Genomic DNA, 15,874 nt, shown 5'->3' on the forward strand with positions numbered 1-15,874 from the left:
AGGGCGTTCCGACAGGCAGGTTCATAGCTTGCTCAAGTCGATGTTCAGCATCGAAACGAGGCTGCGAATCACGTCATACGCAGCGTCCGTCTGCGGCGCGGTACGCAGCGCCGGCCCCAGCGCCGCGGCGATGAACTTCTGCGTGCCCGGCGACAGCTCGTGGAAATCCAGATTGCTCAGTACCTCGGTCAGTCTGGCCTTGACGTTCGCCGGCAGATCGCCGCGGATCGCGATCGGATCGATCGGAATCGGTTCGGACTGCCACAGTGTCACGAACGCTGCCGGGTCGTACTGATTGCTGAGCTTCGCGCTCGCGATTTGCGAGCTGTTCAGCTCGCCTGCCTTCACCTTGCGATTGCGCAGCGCCTCGTACGACGCGGTGTGACTGCCGGCGTAGAGCGCGCGCACGTCGGCGTGCGGATCGATGCCGGCTTTCTTCAGGCCGAATGCCGGGAACAGGTGCCCGGACGTGGACGCCGGGTCCGAATACGCGAACGATTGCCCCTTGACGTCCGCGAGCGTCTTGATGCCGGAGCCGGGCCACGTGACGATCGACGCGGTGTAGGTCGCGGCCCGGCCGTCCTTGCCGGCGAACGTCGCAACCGCTTCGGCGCGCGCGATCTTGTTGGCGAGCACGTAGCCGAGCGGACCGAATTCGGCGATGTCGAGCTTGCCCGCGCGCATCGCCTCGATCTCGGCGTTGTAGTTCGTCGCGATCGACAACTGCACCGGGCAACCGGTTTTCCTGGCGATCAGGTCCGCGATCTCCTTGTACGCGGGCTGCAGCAGCGCGGTGGCTTCGTAGGGAACGACGCCGAAGCGGATCGTGCCGCCGCTCGGGCACACGGGTTCGGCATGTGTCGCGCCGACCGAGACGCAGAGCGATGCGGCGGCCGCCGCGAGGATTGTCGAGAGTTTCAATTTGCGCTCCAAAGGATGCGGTGATCAGGGGCGAGCAATCGATGAAAGTTAGGGTGACTATCGATCCGGATTGGTTTGCCGTTCAGGATGACGAACCGACGAACCGACGAACCGACGAACCGACGAACCGACAAACCGACAAACCGACAAACCGACAAACCGACAAACCGACCGACGGCCGCGTTACTGCGCCGTAGTCGCTTCGCCGGACCGCAGCGCGCTCGTCAATCCGCCTGCGGCGGCGCGCTGCGGATACCGCGTGGAAAATACATGGCGGCCTGCGCTCCAGGTGTTCGTCACCACCGGCCAGCGCTCTTCGAACGACACCGACACGAGATCCGCCCGCGCGCCGAGCGCGATGCGGCCGCGATCGGCGAGGCCGCAGGCGTCTGCGGGATTGCGCGTGACGAGCGCGATCGCCGACGGCAGGTCGAGCTGCGCTTGATCGGCGGCGATGAACGCGGCCACGACGAGCGCCGACGGCTGATAGTCCGAACACAGACAGACGGATTTGCACGCGCGGATCGCGTCGATCGCGCGCATCGAGCCGCTCTGGCTCTTGCCCCGCAGCACGTTCGGCGCGCCGAAGAGCGCCGGCAGCCCGAGCTCGGCGGCCGCGCGGGCGGTTGCTTCGTTGGTCGGGAATTCGGTCATCCGCACGCCCAGGCGCTTCATCGCGGCGACGCGCGCGGCCGAATCGTCGTCGTGGCTCGCCGTCGGCACGCCGGTGCGCTGCGCGTGCGCGAGCAACGCCGACATCCGTTCGTTCGCGCCTGCCTGCGACGCGAGCTTCTCGGCCGCGATCGCATGCGCCGCGCCGCGCTCGATCCGGTGATTGCCCGTCAGATAATCGATGTACGCATCGAGCGTGCGGAACTGGCCCTGGCCCGGAGAGTGGTCCATCACCGACAGCAGGTCCACGACGCCTTCGTCGAGCAGCCGATGCAGCAACGGCGCGGCGGCCGCGTCGGTCACTTCGTAGCGGCAATGAATGCGGTTGTCGACGAGCCCGCTGCGTCGGAACGCGGCGACCGCGTGCACCAGCGCCTGCGCGGTGTCGTTGTCCCGCACGCCGGCGTCGGCGCTCGCGAACGAGATCGCGTGAAAAGGCGTGGTGATGCCCGCCGCCGCGTTGCGGCGATCGATTTGCGAGGCCGCGAAGTCGAGCGGGAACAGCACGCGCGCACGCGGCTCGGCTTCCTTTTCGATTGCGTCGCAGTGCAGATCGACGAGCCCCGGGATCAGCGTGTGCCCCGTTAGGTCCGCGTGCGCGGCGCCGCTTGCGCCGTCCGGCTCGATCGCGACAATGCGGCCATGCTCGACGAGGATCGCGCTGTCGTCGAGCACCGCGTCGGGCAGCACGACGCGCGCGCCCGTCAGATAAGTCCTGTTCGTCATGATCGGCTCCGGTGATCAGCCAGGTTGCGCGGCGTCGGCCGCGTTGCGTTGCGGCGGCTGCGACGGGGCTCGCGCGCCGGGCGAATGCGGTTGCGTTGCGGTGTCCGGCGCGTTCATGGCGAGCGTTCGCGTGCCGACTGCTTCGCGCACCGCGCGATCGTGAAAGATGCCGATCAGGCAGCGGCCGGCCGCGCACGCGTCGCGCATCAGCTCGATCACGATCGCGGCGTTCTCGACGTCGAGCGATGCGGTCGGTTCGTCGAGCAGCAGGATCGGCTGCTCGCCGATGAAGCCTCGCGCGATGTTCACGCGTTGCTGCTCGCCGCCTGAGAACGTCGCGGGCGGCAGATGCCACAGTCGGCCGGGTAGCCGCAACCGCTCGAGCAGCGCTGCGGCGCGCGCCTCGGCCTCCGGGCGGCTCGCGCCGCGCTGAAGCAGCGGCTCGGCGACGACGTGCAGCGCGCCGATGCGCGGAATCGCGCGCAGGAACTGGCTGACGTAGCCGATCGCGATTTGCCGCGCGTGCAGTACCGCCTGCTCCGACGCGCCGACGAGCTCGAGCCACGGCGCGTTCGCCGGGGCCGTCGCGCTCGCGGGCATGCGGATGCGGATGCTGCCTTCGGTCGGCAGATAGTTGCCGTACAGGCAGCGCAGCAGCGTGCTCTTGCCGGCCCCCGAGGGCCCGGACAGGATCAGGCAGTCGCCCGCGGCCGCGTCGAGATCGACGGAATCGAGCACGGGCAGGCGCACGCCGCCCTGGTTGTGCAGCGTGAACGTCTTGCCGAGCCCGCGCACGCTGATCATCGTGGTGGTGTCTGTCATGGTCAGTTTTGCAGCATCGAGGAGACGAGCAATTGCGTGTACGGGTGTTGCGGATCGTCGAGCACCTGATCGGTGAGCCCGCTCTCGACCACCTCGCCGCCCTGCATCACGAGCGTGCGGTGCGCGAGCAGCCGCGCGACCGCCAGATCGTGCGTGACGACGATCGCGGCGAGCCCCATTTCGTTGACGAGCTGGCGCAGCAGATCGAGCAGGCGGGCCTGCACGGAGACGTCGAGCGACGCCGTCGGCTCGTCCATGAAAACGAGGCGCGGGCGCGTGACCAGATTGCGCGCGATCTGCAGCCGCTGTTGCATGCCGCCCGAGAAGGTCGTCGGCGCGTCGTCGAGGCGGCCGACGTCGATCTCCATCTTGTCGAGCCATTGCGTGGCCGTCGCGCGCAGCTCGCCGTAATGGCGCTGCCCGATCGACATCAGGCGCTCCGCGATGTTGCCGCCCGCGCTGACCTGCATGCGCAGGCCGTCCCGCGCGTGCTGCCGGACGAAGCCCCAGTCGGTGCGCGCGAGCAGCCGCATGCGCGCGCCGGCGAGCGCCGCGAGATCGACGAGCCCCTGGCCCGGCAGATCGTAGTGAACGGAGCCGGACTGCGGCGCGATTTGCGCGGACAGCGCGTCGAGCAGCGTGGTCTTGCCCGAGCCGGATTCGCCGACGATGCAGAGCACTTCGCCCGGATGGAGCTCGAAGCTCACGTCGCGAAAGCCGTGAACGCCGTCCCAGGTCTTGGTCAGGCCGCGCACGGACAACAACGGGCGGGCGTTCATGCGGCGTCCTCCTTGGCTTGCTTCGCTTGCTGCGACGCGGTTCGCTCCGCGCAATATTCGCTGTCCGAACAAACGAACTCGCGCGTGCCCTGATCGTCGACGATGATCTCGTCGAGGTAGCTCTTGTCCGAGCCGCAGATCGCGCAGCGCTGTTCCCATTTCTCGACCGTGAACGGATGGTCATCGAAGTCGAGGCTCTTGACCGGCGTGTACGGCGGCACCGCGTACACGCGCTTCTCGCGCCCGGCGCCGAACAGCATCAGCGCCGGATTGCGGTCGAGTTTCGGGTTGTCGAACTTCGGGATCGGCGACGGACGCATCATGTAGCGTCCGTTGACGACCACCGGGTAGTCGTATGTCGTCGCGATGTGGCCGTATCGCGCGATGTCCTCGTAGAGCTGAACGTGCATCGCGCCGTATTCGGCGAGCGCGTGCATCGTCCGGGTTTCCTTCTCGCTCGATTCGAGCCAGCGCAGCGGCTCCGGAATCGGCACCTGGAACACGAGGATCTGGCCTTCGGCGAGCGGCGTTTCCGGCACGCGGTGGCGCGTCTGGACGATGGTGGCGTCGCGCGTGCGCTCGGTCGTCGCGACGCCGGCGACCCGGCCGAAGAAGCGGCGGATGTTGACCGCGTTGGTCGTGTCGTCGGAGCCCTGGTCGATCACCTTGAGCACGTCGTCTTCGCCGATGATCGATGCGCTCACCTGAATGCCGCCCGTGCCCCAGCCGTAGGGCAACGGCATCTCCCGGCTGCCGAACGGCACCTGATAGCCGGGGATCGCGACCGCCTTCAGCAGCGCGCGGCGCAGCATGCGCTTCGTCGCTTCGTCGAGGTAGCCGAAGTTGTAGTGCGGATCGCGTTCGACTTGCGTGTCTGTCGTCATGCCGATACTCCGTGAGGCGTCATCGCATCGGCGTCGGCGTTCGCGCTTGCGTTCGCGTCTTGCGCCTCGCGTGTTTTGCTCACGTCGCTCACGTCGCGCACTTCGCGTATCTCGTCGGCGCGCGGCGCGCACTCGGCCGAGCCGCCCGCGGCCGCGGCCGCGGCGTCTTCGTGCGCGCGTTGCGCGTTCAGCCGCCGCAGCAATTCGAGCTGCGCCTGGAAGTCGACGTGATGCGGCAGCTTCAGATGCTGCACGAAGCCCGACGCTTCGACGTTGTCGCTGTGGTAAAGAACGAATTCCTCGTCGTTAGCGGGCGACTCCGCGCTTTCGCCGAGCTCGACGGCGCGCATCGCGCGATCGACGAGCGCCATCGCCATCGCCTTGCGCTCGCTGTAGCCGAACGCGAGCCCGTATCCGCGCGTGAAGCATGGCGCGTGCGCAGCGTTGCCGCCGAAGTCGTTCACCATCTGGCACTCGGTGATGTCGATCTCGCCGACGGTGATCGTGAAGCCGAGCTCCGGCAGCTCTATTTCGACTTCGACGCTGCCGAAGCGGATCTCCGCGACGAACGGGTGCGTATTGCCGTAGCCGCGCTGGGTCGAATAGCCCATCGACAGCAGGAAGCCTTCGTCGGCGCGCGCGAGGTTCTGCAGGCGGGCCGCGCGATCGGCCGGGAGCTGCATCGCCTCGCGCGTCAGATCGACGGGAGCGGGGTCGCCCGGCGCGGGCGCGTCGCGTTCGATCAGGCCGTCGCGTTCGAGCAGCGCCGCGATGCCGGGCATGTTTCCGCACATCTGCGCGGGCATCGACGCGCGCTCCGCGCATGCTTCGCCATCCGAAGCGATGCAGCCGGGATGCGTGGCGGCCGGATCGCGCGCGGCTTCGAGCGAGAAGTCCAGAAGCCGCTGCGTGTAGTCGTAGGTCGGCCCGAGCAGTTGGCCGCCCGGCACGTCCTTGAACGTCGACGAGATCCGACGCGAAACCGCCATGCGGCCCGTGTCGATGGGCTCCGCGTACGCGAAGCGCGGCAGCGTGGTCCGGTACGCGCGCAGCAGGAAGATCGCCTCGATCAGATCGCCCGCCGCCTGCTTGATCGCGAGCGCGGCGAGACGGCGATCGTAGAGCGACCCTTCCGCCATCACGCGCGACACCGCGAGCGGCATCTGCGCGACGATCTGCCCGATCGTCAGCTCCGGAATCGACGGATCGCCGCGCCGGTATTCTTCGAGCATCCGGTACGACTGCAAGATGGCTTTTTCGCCGCCCTTGACCGCTACGTACATGTCAGTTCTCCACGACGATGGTGCGCGGCAGGCCGCAAAGCGCGTTGCCGCAGACGAGGAAGACGTCGACGCCGAGCGGAAACCGCTCGTGGTTGACGCGCCATTGCGCCCAGAAGCCGTCGGGCAGCCCCGCGACGGCCAGCGCCTGCTCGTCGAGGATGCCGGGGCCGCGCAGCGTCACCGCGTCGCCTTCGCCGAGCGCGGTCACTTCGATCAACAGCGTCGTCGAGCGGTCCGGGTAGGCCGGGTCGCCTTGCGCGCAATCCGCGAGCTTCGGCATCGCGCATGCGGCCGGCACCGCGGCGAACGTCGCGTGCGCGGGCGCCTTTGCAAACGTGCATGCGTTGTGAAAGCGCAGGAAGCGGCGAATCTCGTCGTCGGCCTCGGCGGGCAGCCACAGCGGCGCGTCCGCGTCGGCGAGCGTGAGCAACAGCGCCGTCATCGCGGGCGAGAGCCCTTCGGGGACGCCGCATGCGTGCTCGGCGCCGAGTGAACGGATGCGCCCCGGATGGGCGAGCGCGGCGAGCGCGGCGCGGAACGTCGATTGCGCGCCGCGCACCGGATCGGCGAATGCGGGCAGCAGGCCCGGCGATGCGGGGCGCGGCATCACGGCGGCGACGGCGGCGGTGTCGGTATCGAGCGTCATGTCATTCGTCTCCGCGCGACAGCGTGAAGAAATCGACGCGCGTGCGGCTCACGTCCGCCGCATGCCGGGCGCGCCGCGCGGCGCGCGATGCGGCGAGCGGCGCGACCACGCTTTCCCGGACGCGCGCATGCCACGCCGGCGACTGCATCAGCGCGTCGACGAGCGCCGCCTGCTCGGCGTGCCGCGCGCTGCGCCCTTGCACGTAGGCGATGCCGACCACGCCCTCCGGGAGAGACAGCGCGCACCGCGTGACCGTCATTTCGCCGAGATTGAAGCGCGCGCCGGTGCCGCCGGCGCGCCCCTGAACCATCGTCATGCCGATTTCCGGCGACCGAACCCAGCGATAGGCCGGCAGCTCGGCGCTGTCCGCGAGCGCGCGCATCGCGCGATCCAGCTCGTCCGATTCGGCGAGCGCGAGCACGCGCAGCCAGTCGGCGCGCAGCTGCTCGTCGGGTTTCGGGGCGGGGCGAATGTCGGGAGCGTTTCGCATTGCTTTCGGATTCTCCATGGTGCGTCGAGGTGTTCCCATGTTTGCCCGCAGCGCGCGGCCGCCGCCGTGACGGCTCGCCGGCGGATCGCCGCGCATCGGCATGCGACACCCGGCCGAAATCGTAGAAAATGTCTATACCAACTGGTTTAGACAAGTTGATTGGCGACCATTGCAGCAAAGTGCGGTGAAGGTTTCGTGACGGCCGCCGATGTGATCGAAAATGTTCGCCGTGTCGGGGAGGCGAGGCTTGCTCGCGTGGAATTGCATAGAATCGTCCGATCCGATATCGTCCCGAAGAACTTCCGACTCAAGAGTGCTCATGGAACGCCGTTCAGGTATCGCAGTATGGCGACAGATAGGTGAATCGCTGGCAGAGGAAATCCGGACCAATCGCTACATGCCGGGCACGTTACTGCCGTCCGTGTCGGATCTGGCCGCGCGTTACGACGTGAACCGCCACACGATCATGCGCGCGATCGCGGAACTCCAGCAGCACGGGCTCGTGCGCGTGGAGCGCGGCCGCGGCACTTTCGTCGAGTCGAGCATGCTTCAGTATCCGATCGGCAAACGCACGCGCTTCACCGAAACGCTGCGCCGGCAGGGCGTGCTGGGGTACGTGACGCTCGTCCAGTCCGACGTGATCAAGGACGCGGACATCGCGCGCCATCTGAAGCTGCCCCGCACGGCGAAGCTTTTGCACATTCGCGTGCTCGGCAAGGCCGAGAAAACGACGATCAGCCTTTCCGACAACTACTTCGAACAGAAGCGCTTCCCGGATTTCGCGGATATCCTGCGCGAGACGCATTCGATCTCCGCGGCGTACGCGCGCTACGGGATTGACGACTACGTCCGGCAATGGTCGAAGGTCACGGCGCATCTGCCGGAGCCGGACGTCGCGCGGCTGCTGGAGCAGTCGCGGCTGCGGCCGATTCTGCAAGTCGAGGCGCTGAATACGGACCTGAAGGGCGCGCCGCTGCAGTACACGCTGGGAAGCTTCGTCGGCGACGGCGTGGAGCTGCTGATCGGCGAGGAATGAGCGGCGAGCGCGCGAACGGATATGGCGTGCTCGTGCGTGGCGGATGGGTATCGAGTTCGGTGATTCGATAGGTTGTCTAGACTGGCCTATCTAGACATCGTGGTGTCATCGTCGCCCGCTAAACTGCCCCGCATGAGTCATTTGCTCAGCGAGGTGCCGCAGATGAAGGACGATTCGTTGACCACTGCAATCGCGCGCGGCGCCGACCGCACGGCATCCCGGCTGGCAGGCATCGTCGGCCGCCGGGTGCTGACGCGCTCCGGCATCGAGGCGGCGCGCATCGCCTTCGCGGGCGAACGCATCGCCGACGTGCATGCGGCGAGCCGCGACGATGCGCCGCCGTCCGCTGCCGATTTCCTGGACGCCGGCAATCTTCTGGTGCTGCCGGGCATCGTCGATCTGCACGGCGACGCGTTCGAGCGGGTCGTCATGCCGCGGCCGAACGTCAGCTTCGATTATCGCCACGCACTCTACGATACCGACAGGCAACTGCTCGCCAACGGCATCACGACCGAGTTCCATGGCGTGACGCTGTCGTGGGAGGGCGGATTGCGCGGCGCGGCGTACGCGGAGCGCATGTTCGACGCGCTGGCGCGCCACCGCGGCGTGCTCGGCGCGCATCACTACGTGCACCTGCGCTTCGAAGCGCACAACGTCGCCGACGTTGCGCTCGCCTGCGAATGGATTCGCGCCGGCCGCGTGCAGTTCGTCGCGCTCAACGATCACTTGCCCGAGATGGTCAAGCGCTTGGGCAATGCGCGCAAGCTCCAGCACTATGCGGACCGCGCGCAGTGCGACGTCGACGCATTCTGCGAGCGCGTTCGCGCCGCACAAGCGGCGGCGGATGCCGTGCCCGCGTCGGCGGCGCGGCTCGTTCGGGCCGCGCTCGACGCGGGATTGCGCGTGGCTTCGCATGACGATCCGAATCCGGAGGTGCGCCGCCGTCATCATGCGATGGGGTGCAGCATCGGCGAATTCCCGTTGACGGTGGAGACCGCGATGACCGCGCGCGAGCTCGGCGACGCGGTGGTGTTCGGCGCGCCGAACGTGGTGCGCGGCGGCAGCCACATGAATGCGCCGAGCGCCTCGGAGATGGTGAAGGCCGGGCTGTGCGACGTGCTGGCTTCGGACTACTACTATCCCGCGCCGATCGCGGCCGCGTTCGAGCTCGCGGCGCGCGGGGCGCTGCCGCTCGCGCACGCGTGGCGTCTGATCTCGTCGAATCCGGCGCGCGCGGCCGGCCTCGACGATCGCGGCGAACTCGACAGACATCTGCGCGCCGACGCGATTCTCGTCGACGACAGCGTGCCCGGCCTGCCGCGCGTGTGCGCGACGATCGTCGGCGGGCGCGTCGCGTACTCGACCGGCCAGTGGGCGATGCGCCCGGCGCGCGACGCCGTGCAGCTCGACGCGGCGTGACGGCGAGGCGAAGAATGCCCGTGAACGATGCCCGCTATGCCGTTTATCTGACGCCGGCCGAGCCGTGGAACGCGCTCGGCAGCCGCTGGCTCGGCCGCGATGCGTTGACCGGCGAACGAATCGAACGGAGCGCGGAGCTCGACGACGCACGTGTCGATGCGTGGACGAGCGGTCCGCGCACCTATGGTTTGCACGCGACGCTCAAGCCGCCGTTCCGGCTCGCCGCCGGCCGCTCGGCAGCCGAGCTCGACGTGGCTGTGCGCGCGCTCGCCGCGCGCATGCGGCCCTTCGCGCTTTCGTTGGAATGGCGGCCGTTGCGCGGCTTTCTCGCATGGCGCCCCGCCGATGAGTCCGTCGAGCGCGGGCCGCTGCAGGCGCTCGCGGACGCGTGCGTGCGCGAACTCGACGGCTTTCGCGCGCCGCAGCCCGCGACGGATGTCGAGCGCCGGCGCGCCGCGGGCCTCACGCCGCGCGAGGAAGCGCACCTCGTTCGCTGGGGATATCCGTACGTGTTCGACACGTTCGCGTTCCACATCACACTGACGAATCAACTGGATACGGCGTCGGCGGACGCCGCGACGAACGCGTTCGCGCGGCTCGCCGCGCGTCACGGGTGCGCCGCCGCGCTCGATGCCGTATCGATGAACGTGCGCGACGTGTCGATTTTCGTGCAGCCCGCGCCCGACCGGCCGTTCGTCGTCGCGCGCCATTACGGCTTCGACGGTTCGACGCGCGACGGCGCGGGCGCGGCGGCTCTGAAGGATCATCGATGAATGCGACGCAAGTGTCGCGACCGGGCGCGCTCGTCTATCTGACGGGCGCGTCGGGCAGCGGCAAGGACAGCGTGCTCGCGTGGATCGCCGCGCGGCTGACGGCGCGCGACCGGGTCCGCATCGCGCGCCGCTACATCACGCGCGACAGCGGTGCGACCGAGGCGTCGATCGCGCTGTCCGACGCGGAATTCGCGCGCCGCGCCGAGGACGGCCGCTTCGCGATGCACTGGCGCGGCCACGGCCTGTCGTATGGCGTCGGAATCGAGATCGACGCATGGATCGCATCGGGCGACGCCGTGATCGTCAACGGCTCGAGAGCCTATCTGCCGCACGCGAGCGCGCGCTATGCGCAACTGATCGCGGTCGAGCTCGTCGTGTCGACGGATATCCTCGCCGCGCGCCTGTTGCGGCGCGGCCGGGAGGACGCGGCGCGGATCGCCGCGCGCATCGAGCGCGCCCAGCAGGCATTCGCGGTGCCTGACGGCTGCACGATGATCCGGATTCCAAACGACACGACGATCGATGCCGCGGCGTCGGCGCTATTCGCGCTCGCACGCGCGGGCCATGCGCCCGACACGGCCCCGCGAAATGCGGCCCGGACGGCCGGCTCGACGCTTTTACCCGTTCGCGTATGAACGATTCACTTCGCCCGCCGCCGAAGATCGCGGAAACCGTCGTCAGCCCGAGTGCGCGGGTGCGCGACGCGTGCATCGGGCGGCGTTGCGAAATCCTGCACGACAGCGTCGTCGAATATGCGGCGCTCGGCGACTATTCGTACATCGGCGAACGATGCATGATCGCCGACGCCGAGATCGGCCGCTTCTGCGCGATTGCGGCGAACGTGCGCATCGGCGCGCCGAATCATCCGATGGAACGCGCGTCCCAACATCGCTTCACCTATTGCCCTGAGTATTACTTCGACGACACCGCGCGCGACGCCGCATTCTTCGGCGAGCGGCGCACCGATCGCGTCCTGATCGGCAACGACGTGTGGATCGGCCATGGCGTGATCGTGCTGCCGGGCGTGACGGTGGGCGACGGCGCGGTGCTGGCCGCGGGCGCGGTGGTGAGCCGCGACGTCGTGCCGTACGCCGTCGTCGGCGGCGTTCCGGCGCGGAAGATCCGCGATCGTTTCGCGCGCGACGTCGCGCGCAGGCTGCAAGCCATCGCGTGGTGGAACTGGCCGGACGAGGTGATACGCGAGCGGCTGGCGGATTTTCAGCACGGCGACGTCGACGCGTTCTGCGCTGCGTGGGGTTGAGCGGCGCGTTCTGCGACGATCGGCGCGCATTCGCCGAACGATTCGACGAGGCCGGTTCCGACGGCGCGACCGGCAACGGCGCGAGAGCCCCGGCAGGGCGCGCCGCGACGCCCGTTCAATCCCCCGATGAATGGGCGTCGAGCTGCGACGGAGTGATCCGGCCCGGTCGGCGGGGGGCGCCGATTGCTCGCGATCATCGGTCGCCTCGATGCGCGGGAGGCAATATGCGGTGCGACCCGCGCGCATCGCGGCGCCGTCCGGCAGTGCGCATCGCATGCCGCTACGATCGACGTCGATGCGCGCGACGGCGAGAGAAAATTCGCACGCTAGCGATTTGTGACCTCGGCCGCCGTCGCGGCGAGATGGGCGGGCGCGACGACGTTCCGGCCGAGCGTCTTCGCGCGATAAAGCGCGGCATCGGCGGCGGCGACGAGCGCTTGCGGCGTTTCGAACGGATTGCCGCTGCTTGCCGCATAGCCCGCGCTGACCGTCACGCAGCCGGGCTCCGTATCGGCGGCGAGGCGCAGGCGTTCGACGGCCTGCCGCGCTTGCTCCGCGATCGTCTGCGCGCCGTGTTCGTCCGTTCCGGGCAGCACGACGGCGAACTCCTCGCCTCCGTAGCGCGCGACGAAATCGGTCGGACGGTTCGCGACGCCGGACAGCGCGGCCGCGACGGCGGCGAGGCACGTGTCGCCTTGCAGATGACCGAACGTGTCGTTGTAGCGCTTGAAATGATCGACGTCGACCATCACGAGCGCGATCGGCAGATTGTGCCGATTCGCGTGGCGAAAGGTTTTTTCGAACTGCTCGTTGAAATAGCTGCGGTTGTACACCATCGTCAGCGCATCGTGCGACGCGGTTCGCACGAGCGATGCGTGCGCGTCGAAGAGCCGACGGTACAGCACGGTCACTTCCCATATGAGCACGCAAACCAGCACGCCCGGCGTGAACATGCTGAAGAGCCGCGCGACGTACCACCCGACGCTGAAGCGCGTGGTGCTCAACAGATTCAGGCTGGTGTCGGTGAAGCAAGCGAGCAGCACGACGACGAGCCAGACGTCGAGCGTCGTTCTCATGCGGCCGATGAACAGCGCGGCCGCGATCGAGCCGAGATTGATCGCCCAGACGACGCTCGCGGCGAGATTGGCGGCGAACAACGCGTTGTCGAGCGACGGATCGAACGGCCCGGGCAGATCGGCGTACAACGCGACGACGCCGAGCGCGATGCCGGATGCGGCCGGCACGCCGATCAACGCCGCCAGCCAGCGGCCGACGTGGCGCGTGCGGTCGAGCCGGTTCGCGAGCCGGTAGCGCGTCAGCAGCGCGATCACGACGAGCAGCGGGAAGCCCGCGTGCCAGAACATCCATATCCATGCCGCGCCGTAACGTCGCGCGCCGAGCAGGCCGGCCGGCGAGAAGACGCCCGGATACGCGAGCAGCTGGAGCGCCACCGTCGTCGCCGCGAACGCGTACGCGCCGGCGAGCGCACCGAGGACGGGGCGACGCATGACGGTGAACTGCGCGCCGAGAAGGAACGCGGCAATGATCGAAGTGGTGAACACCGTCAATGCGCACATCGGCAAGAACGGCGCGATCGCCGGCAGCCGCAGATTCGCGCTCGGCGCGGTGGCCGTGAGCGCGCCCAGCGTCATCAGCCCCATTGCTCCGGCCCCAAGCGTCTGCAAGCGAGACGGGCGTTGTATGAGAAAACCATCCATTGGATCTCCCGAACGCGAAAGCCGGCGCGTCCATCTGGTGGACGGCGAAACGAAGTGCGAAAAGCGGAACTGGAAGGCACCCCGTACGAATGAATTGAATGTTGACGACGCGGTCCGCCGCGACGTTGATTTACTTTAGTCCATTCGGGGTGCATCGTCATTCACGGTGGAGCCGCGCTGAAGCGGCGGGAGGGCAAGGGCATGCGATGGCTGTGCAGACACGCGCCGGTATCGCCGCCGTCGGTTCGCCGCATCGAATTTCGCGAACCGCCAGGGCCGAAAGCCGGCTTATCGCACGCGGTCGCTCGCGATGGGCCTGGTGTGATGAATCGCGTCGGGCATGCTCGTTTGAAAGTTTCGCGGCGCGCCGCGTGTCCGGCGCACGCTCGAATCCCGGCCCGGGGCGACCGATCGACGGGAATCCAAAACAATCCGGCGCGCCGACCGAGACGCTTGCCGACGGCGCTCGCCGATATGGCTCGCCGACGCGGCGATGGCTCGACGCGCGGGTTCCGCCCCGCTGCCGGCGTCAAGGGCAGGACCCCAAAACGGCGGATGAGCGAAATCGTCTTATCATTCGTGGATTGGGCGACGTTCGATCGAGATTGAAGAGAGACGTGCGCGACGTCTCAAACGTTCATTCGGTTTTTCTAGCGATGAGATTCGCCGTTTGCAAGCGCGGCCTCGAAGGCATGCGGAGCGCTCGCGACGGCACGTATCCGACGCAACGGCAACGAAGGAGAACGCCATGACTCGACGCTTCGATGCAATCATCATCGGCACCGGTCAATCCGGCCCGCCGCTCGCCGCCCGGTTGTCCGGCGCGGGCATGAAGGTGGCGGTCGTCGAGCGGGCGCGCTTCGGCGGCACCTGCGTGAACACCGGCTGCATTCCCACGAAGACGCTGATCGCGAGCGCATACGCGGCGCATCTCGCGCGGCGCGCGGACGAATACGGCGTCGCGATAGGCGGGCCGGTCACGGTCGACATGAAGAAAGTGAAGGCGCGCAAGGATCGGATCTCCGGGCGCTCGAACCACGGTGTCGAACAATGGGTGCGCGGCCTCGAGAACGGCACGGTCTATCAGGGGCATGCCCGTTTCGAGAGCGCGCGTTCGGTGCGCGTCGGCGACGAGCTGCTGGAAGCCGGCCGGATCTTCATCAACGTCGGCGGGCGGGCGCTGATTCCGCCGATGCCCGGACTCGAGCAGGTGCCCTATTTCACCAACTCGACGATGATGGACGTGGACTTCTTGCCCGAGCATCTGATCATCGTCGGCGGCAGCTACGTGGGGCTCGAGTTCGGTCAGATGTACCGCCGCTTCGGATCGCGCGTGACGATCGTCGAGAAAGGCGCGCGGCTGATCAGGCGCGAGGACGAGGACGTGTCGCAGGCGGTGCGGGACATTCTGGAGAGCGAAGGGATCGACGTACAGCTCGGTGCCGATTGCCTGAGCGTGCGGCGCGACGCGGGCAACGTGGTGATCGGGCTCGATTGCGCGGCCGGCGCGCGAGAAGCGACGGGCTCGCATCTGCTGCTCGCCGTCGGGCGCGTGCCGAATACCGACGATCTCGGGCTGGAGAAGGCCGGCGTCGAAACCGACGCGCACGGCTACGTCAACGTGGACGAGCAGTTGCGCACCAACGTGGAAGGCATCTGGGCGCTGGGCGACTGCAACGGTCGAGGCGGATTCACGCATACGTCTTACAACGACTACGAGATCGTCGCGGCCAATCTGCTCGACGACGATCCGCGCAAGGTGTCGGATCGCATCCCTGCCTATGCGATGTTCATCGATCCGCCGCTCGCCCGCGTGGGAATGACGCAGGACGAGGCGGCGCGTTCGGGGCGCCGGTTGCTGGTCGGCACGCGGCCGATGACGCGCGTCGGACGCGCGGTGGAAAAAGGCGAGAGCCTCGGTTTCATGAAAGTGATCGTCGACGCGGAGAGCCGCGCGATTCTCGGCGCGTCGATTCTCGGCGTGACGGGCGATGAAGTCGTGCATTCGCTGCTCGACGTGATGTATGCGAAAGCGCCGTACACGACGATCAGCCGCGCGATGCACATTCATCCGACCGTGTCGGAGCTGGTGCCGACGCTGCTACAGGATTTGCGTCCGCTGGCGTAGAGAAGGGGAGGGGACGCGCGTGCGGGCGCGGCGCCGCACGCGATCGCGTAATCGGATGATCGCGCGATCTCGAGTGATCAAGCGTTCGACTGCCGTTCAACGCCGATCGCTTCGCCATTTCCGGGTGCTGAAGCGAGATGTCGCGCACGGCGCGTGCGAACGCCGCCGTTCGGAAGTCGGAACCGGATTCGGCCGGGGCGCGCATGTCCGCTGCCGCGATCGAACGACGGACGAACCGGCGCGCGGCACGACGCGCCGCGCGAGCACGCGCCGGCGGCACGCCGGCCTCATTCAGGCATCCGTCGTACTGTCGCGC

The 15,874-nt window shown here is 68.1% G+C and carries 16 protein-coding genes; 7 read left to right on the forward strand and 9 right to left on the reverse strand.

The annotated features are described in order from the left end of the window. Positions 1–21 precede the first annotated feature (21 nt). From X946_RS08795 to phnG, 8 genes are all read right to left on the reverse strand, one after another. Positions 22–921, reverse strand: a complete 900-nt coding sequence (locus X946_RS08795; RefSeq protein WP_038746276.1) for a phosphate/phosphite/phosphonate ABC transporter substrate-binding protein — start codon at positions 919–921, stop codon at positions 22–24. Positions 922–1,104: 183 nt separating this feature from the next. Continuing rightward, positions 1,105–2,319: an alpha-D-ribose 1-methylphosphonate 5-triphosphate diphosphatase gene (locus tag X946_RS08800; protein WP_038745930.1), complete on the reverse strand. Its 1,215-nt coding sequence runs from the start codon at positions 2,317–2,319 to the stop codon at positions 1,105–1,107. Between the two features lie 15 nt (positions 2,320–2,334). Then, positions 2,335–3,141 (reverse strand): phosphonate C-P lyase system protein PhnL, encoded by an 807-nt coding sequence (gene phnL / locus X946_RS08805; RefSeq protein WP_235364007.1) that lies wholly within the window; start codon positions 3,139–3,141, stop codon positions 2,335–2,337. Between the two features lie 2 nt (positions 3,142–3,143). Then, positions 3,144–3,920: a phosphonate C-P lyase system protein PhnK gene (phnK, locus tag X946_RS08810; protein ID WP_038745932.1), complete on the reverse strand. Its 777-nt coding sequence runs from the start codon at positions 3,918–3,920 to the stop codon at positions 3,144–3,146. Further along, the gene (locus tag X946_RS08815) at positions 3,917–4,804 is read right to left on the reverse strand and encodes an alpha-D-ribose 1-methylphosphonate 5-phosphate C-P-lyase PhnJ (protein WP_038745934.1); all 888 of its coding nucleotides are present in this window, start codon (positions 4,802–4,804) and stop codon (positions 3,917–3,919) included. Before X946_RS08815 ends, phnK begins: the two co-directional genes overlap by 4 nt. Further along, on the reverse strand, positions 4,801–6,087 hold the full coding sequence (locus tag X946_RS08820) for a carbon-phosphorus lyase complex subunit PhnI (RefSeq protein WP_038745936.1): 1,287 nt from the start codon (positions 6,085–6,087) through the stop codon (positions 4,801–4,803). The genes X946_RS08815 and X946_RS08820 overlap by 4 nt, the downstream gene beginning before the upstream one ends. Position 6,088: 1 nt before the next feature. Next, positions 6,089–6,733: a phosphonate C-P lyase system protein PhnH gene (phnH, locus tag X946_RS08825; protein ID WP_052145037.1), complete on the reverse strand. Its 645-nt coding sequence runs from the start codon at positions 6,731–6,733 to the stop codon at positions 6,089–6,091. Position 6,734: 1 nt separating this feature from the next. Beyond that, positions 6,735–7,223, reverse strand: coding sequence for a phosphonate C-P lyase system protein PhnG (gene phnG / locus X946_RS08830; RefSeq protein ID WP_052145042.1), 489 nt, complete (start codon positions 7,221–7,223; stop codon positions 6,735–6,737). Positions 7,224–7,542: 319 nt separating this feature from the next. Between phnG and phnF the strand changes: the two genes are divergently transcribed. From phnF to X946_RS08855, 5 genes are all read left to right on the forward strand, one after another. Further along, positions 7,543–8,259, forward strand: coding sequence for a phosphonate metabolism transcriptional regulator PhnF (gene phnF / locus X946_RS08835; RefSeq protein ID WP_038745938.1), 717 nt, complete (start codon positions 7,543–7,545; stop codon positions 8,257–8,259). Positions 8,260–8,421: 162 nt separating this feature from the next. Beyond that, on the forward strand, positions 8,422–9,678 hold the full coding sequence (locus X946_RS08840; protein WP_052145043.1) for an alpha-D-ribose 1-methylphosphonate 5-triphosphate diphosphatase: 1,257 nt from the start codon (positions 8,422–8,424) through the stop codon (positions 9,676–9,678). 14 nt (positions 9,679–9,692) lie between these two features. After that, positions 9,693–10,451: a DUF1045 domain-containing protein gene (locus X946_RS08845; protein WP_038745940.1), complete on the forward strand. Its 759-nt coding sequence runs from the start codon at positions 9,693–9,695 to the stop codon at positions 10,449–10,451. Beyond that, a complete protein-coding gene (phnN, locus tag X946_RS08850) occupies positions 10,448–11,086 on the forward strand; it encodes a phosphonate metabolism protein/1,5-bisphosphokinase (PRPP-forming) PhnN (protein WP_038745942.1) in 639 nt (212 codons plus the stop codon). Before X946_RS08845 ends, phnN begins: the two co-directional genes overlap by 4 nt. Continuing rightward, entirely contained in the window at positions 11,083–11,712 is a 630-nt protein-coding gene (locus X946_RS08855; RefSeq protein WP_038745944.1) for a DapH/DapD/GlmU-related protein, read from the forward strand. The genes phnN and X946_RS08855 overlap by 4 nt, the downstream gene beginning before the upstream one ends. A gap of 326 nt (positions 11,713–12,038) precedes the next feature. Here X946_RS08855 and X946_RS08860 read toward each other — a convergent pair whose 3' ends face one another. Then, on the reverse strand, positions 12,039–13,373 hold the full coding sequence (locus tag X946_RS08860; RefSeq protein ID WP_231752107.1) for a sensor domain-containing diguanylate cyclase: 1,335 nt from the start codon (positions 13,371–13,373) through the stop codon (positions 12,039–12,041). Here X946_RS08860 and X946_RS36115 point away from each other — a divergent pair. Next, positions 13,255–13,569 (forward strand): hypothetical protein, encoded by a 315-nt coding sequence (locus tag X946_RS36115; protein ID WP_226377338.1) that lies wholly within the window; start codon positions 13,255–13,257, stop codon positions 13,567–13,569. The genes X946_RS08860 and X946_RS36115 overlap by 119 nt on opposite strands. Before the next feature lie 609 nt (positions 13,570–14,178). Continuing rightward, on the forward strand, positions 14,179–15,558 hold the full coding sequence (locus X946_RS08865) for an FAD-containing oxidoreductase (protein ID WP_038745948.1): 1,380 nt from the start codon (positions 14,179–14,181) through the stop codon (positions 15,556–15,558). Positions 15,559–15,874 lie beyond the last annotated feature (316 nt).

The sequence above is a fragment of the Burkholderia sp. ABCPW 111 genome, from assembly GCF_000773065.1.
Lineage (GTDB): Bacteria > Pseudomonadota > Gammaproteobacteria > Burkholderiales > Burkholderiaceae > Burkholderia > Burkholderia savannae.

What these genes read in the sequence shown, in the direction of transcription:
- X946_RS08800 (WP_038745930.1), bottom strand. Translation starts at nt 2,319, where the DNA reads ATGACGAACAGGACTTATCTGACGGGCGCGCGCGTCGTGCTGCCCGAC.
- phnL (WP_235364007.1), bottom strand. Translation starts at nt 3,141, where the DNA reads ATGACAGACACCACCACGATGATCAGCGTGCGCGGGCTCGGCAAGACG.
- phnK (WP_038745932.1), bottom strand. Translation starts at nt 3,920, where the DNA reads ATGAACGCCCGCCCGTTGTTGTCCGTGCGCGGCCTGACCAAGACCTGG.
- X946_RS08815 (WP_038745934.1), bottom strand. Translation starts at nt 4,804, where the DNA reads ATGACGACAGACACGCAAGTCGAACGCGATCCGCACTACAACTTCGGC.
- X946_RS08820 (WP_038745936.1), bottom strand. Translation starts at nt 6,087, where the DNA reads ATGTACGTAGCGGTCAAGGGCGGCGAAAAAGCCATCTTGCAGTCGTAC.
- phnH (WP_052145037.1), bottom strand. Translation starts at nt 6,733, where the DNA reads ATGACGCTCGATACCGACACCGCCGCCGTCGCCGCCGTGATGCCGCGC.
- phnG (WP_052145042.1), bottom strand. Translation starts at nt 7,223, where the DNA reads ATGCGAAACGCTCCCGACATTCGCCCCGCCCCGAAACCCGACGAGCAG.
- phnF (WP_038745938.1), top strand. Translation starts at nt 7,543, where the DNA reads ATGGAACGCCGTTCAGGTATCGCAGTATGGCGACAGATAGGTGAATCG.
- X946_RS08840 (WP_052145043.1), top strand. Translation starts at nt 8,422, where the DNA reads ATGAAGGACGATTCGTTGACCACTGCAATCGCGCGCGGCGCCGACCGC.
- X946_RS08845 (WP_038745940.1), top strand. Translation starts at nt 9,693, where the DNA reads ATGCCCGTGAACGATGCCCGCTATGCCGTTTATCTGACGCCGGCCGAG.
- phnN (WP_038745942.1), top strand. Translation starts at nt 10,448, where the DNA reads ATGAATGCGACGCAAGTGTCGCGACCGGGCGCGCTCGTCTATCTGACG.
- X946_RS08855 (WP_038745944.1), top strand. Translation starts at nt 11,083, where the DNA reads ATGAACGATTCACTTCGCCCGCCGCCGAAGATCGCGGAAACCGTCGTC.
- X946_RS36115 (WP_226377338.1), top strand. Translation starts at nt 13,255, where the DNA reads ATGATCGAAGTGGTGAACACCGTCAATGCGCACATCGGCAAGAACGGC.
- X946_RS08860 (WP_231752107.1), bottom strand. Translation starts at nt 13,373, where the DNA reads ATGGGGCTGATGACGCTGGGCGCGCTCACGGCCACCGCGCCGAGCGCG.
- X946_RS08865 (WP_038745948.1), top strand. Translation starts at nt 14,179, where the DNA reads ATGACTCGACGCTTCGATGCAATCATCATCGGCACCGGTCAATCCGGC.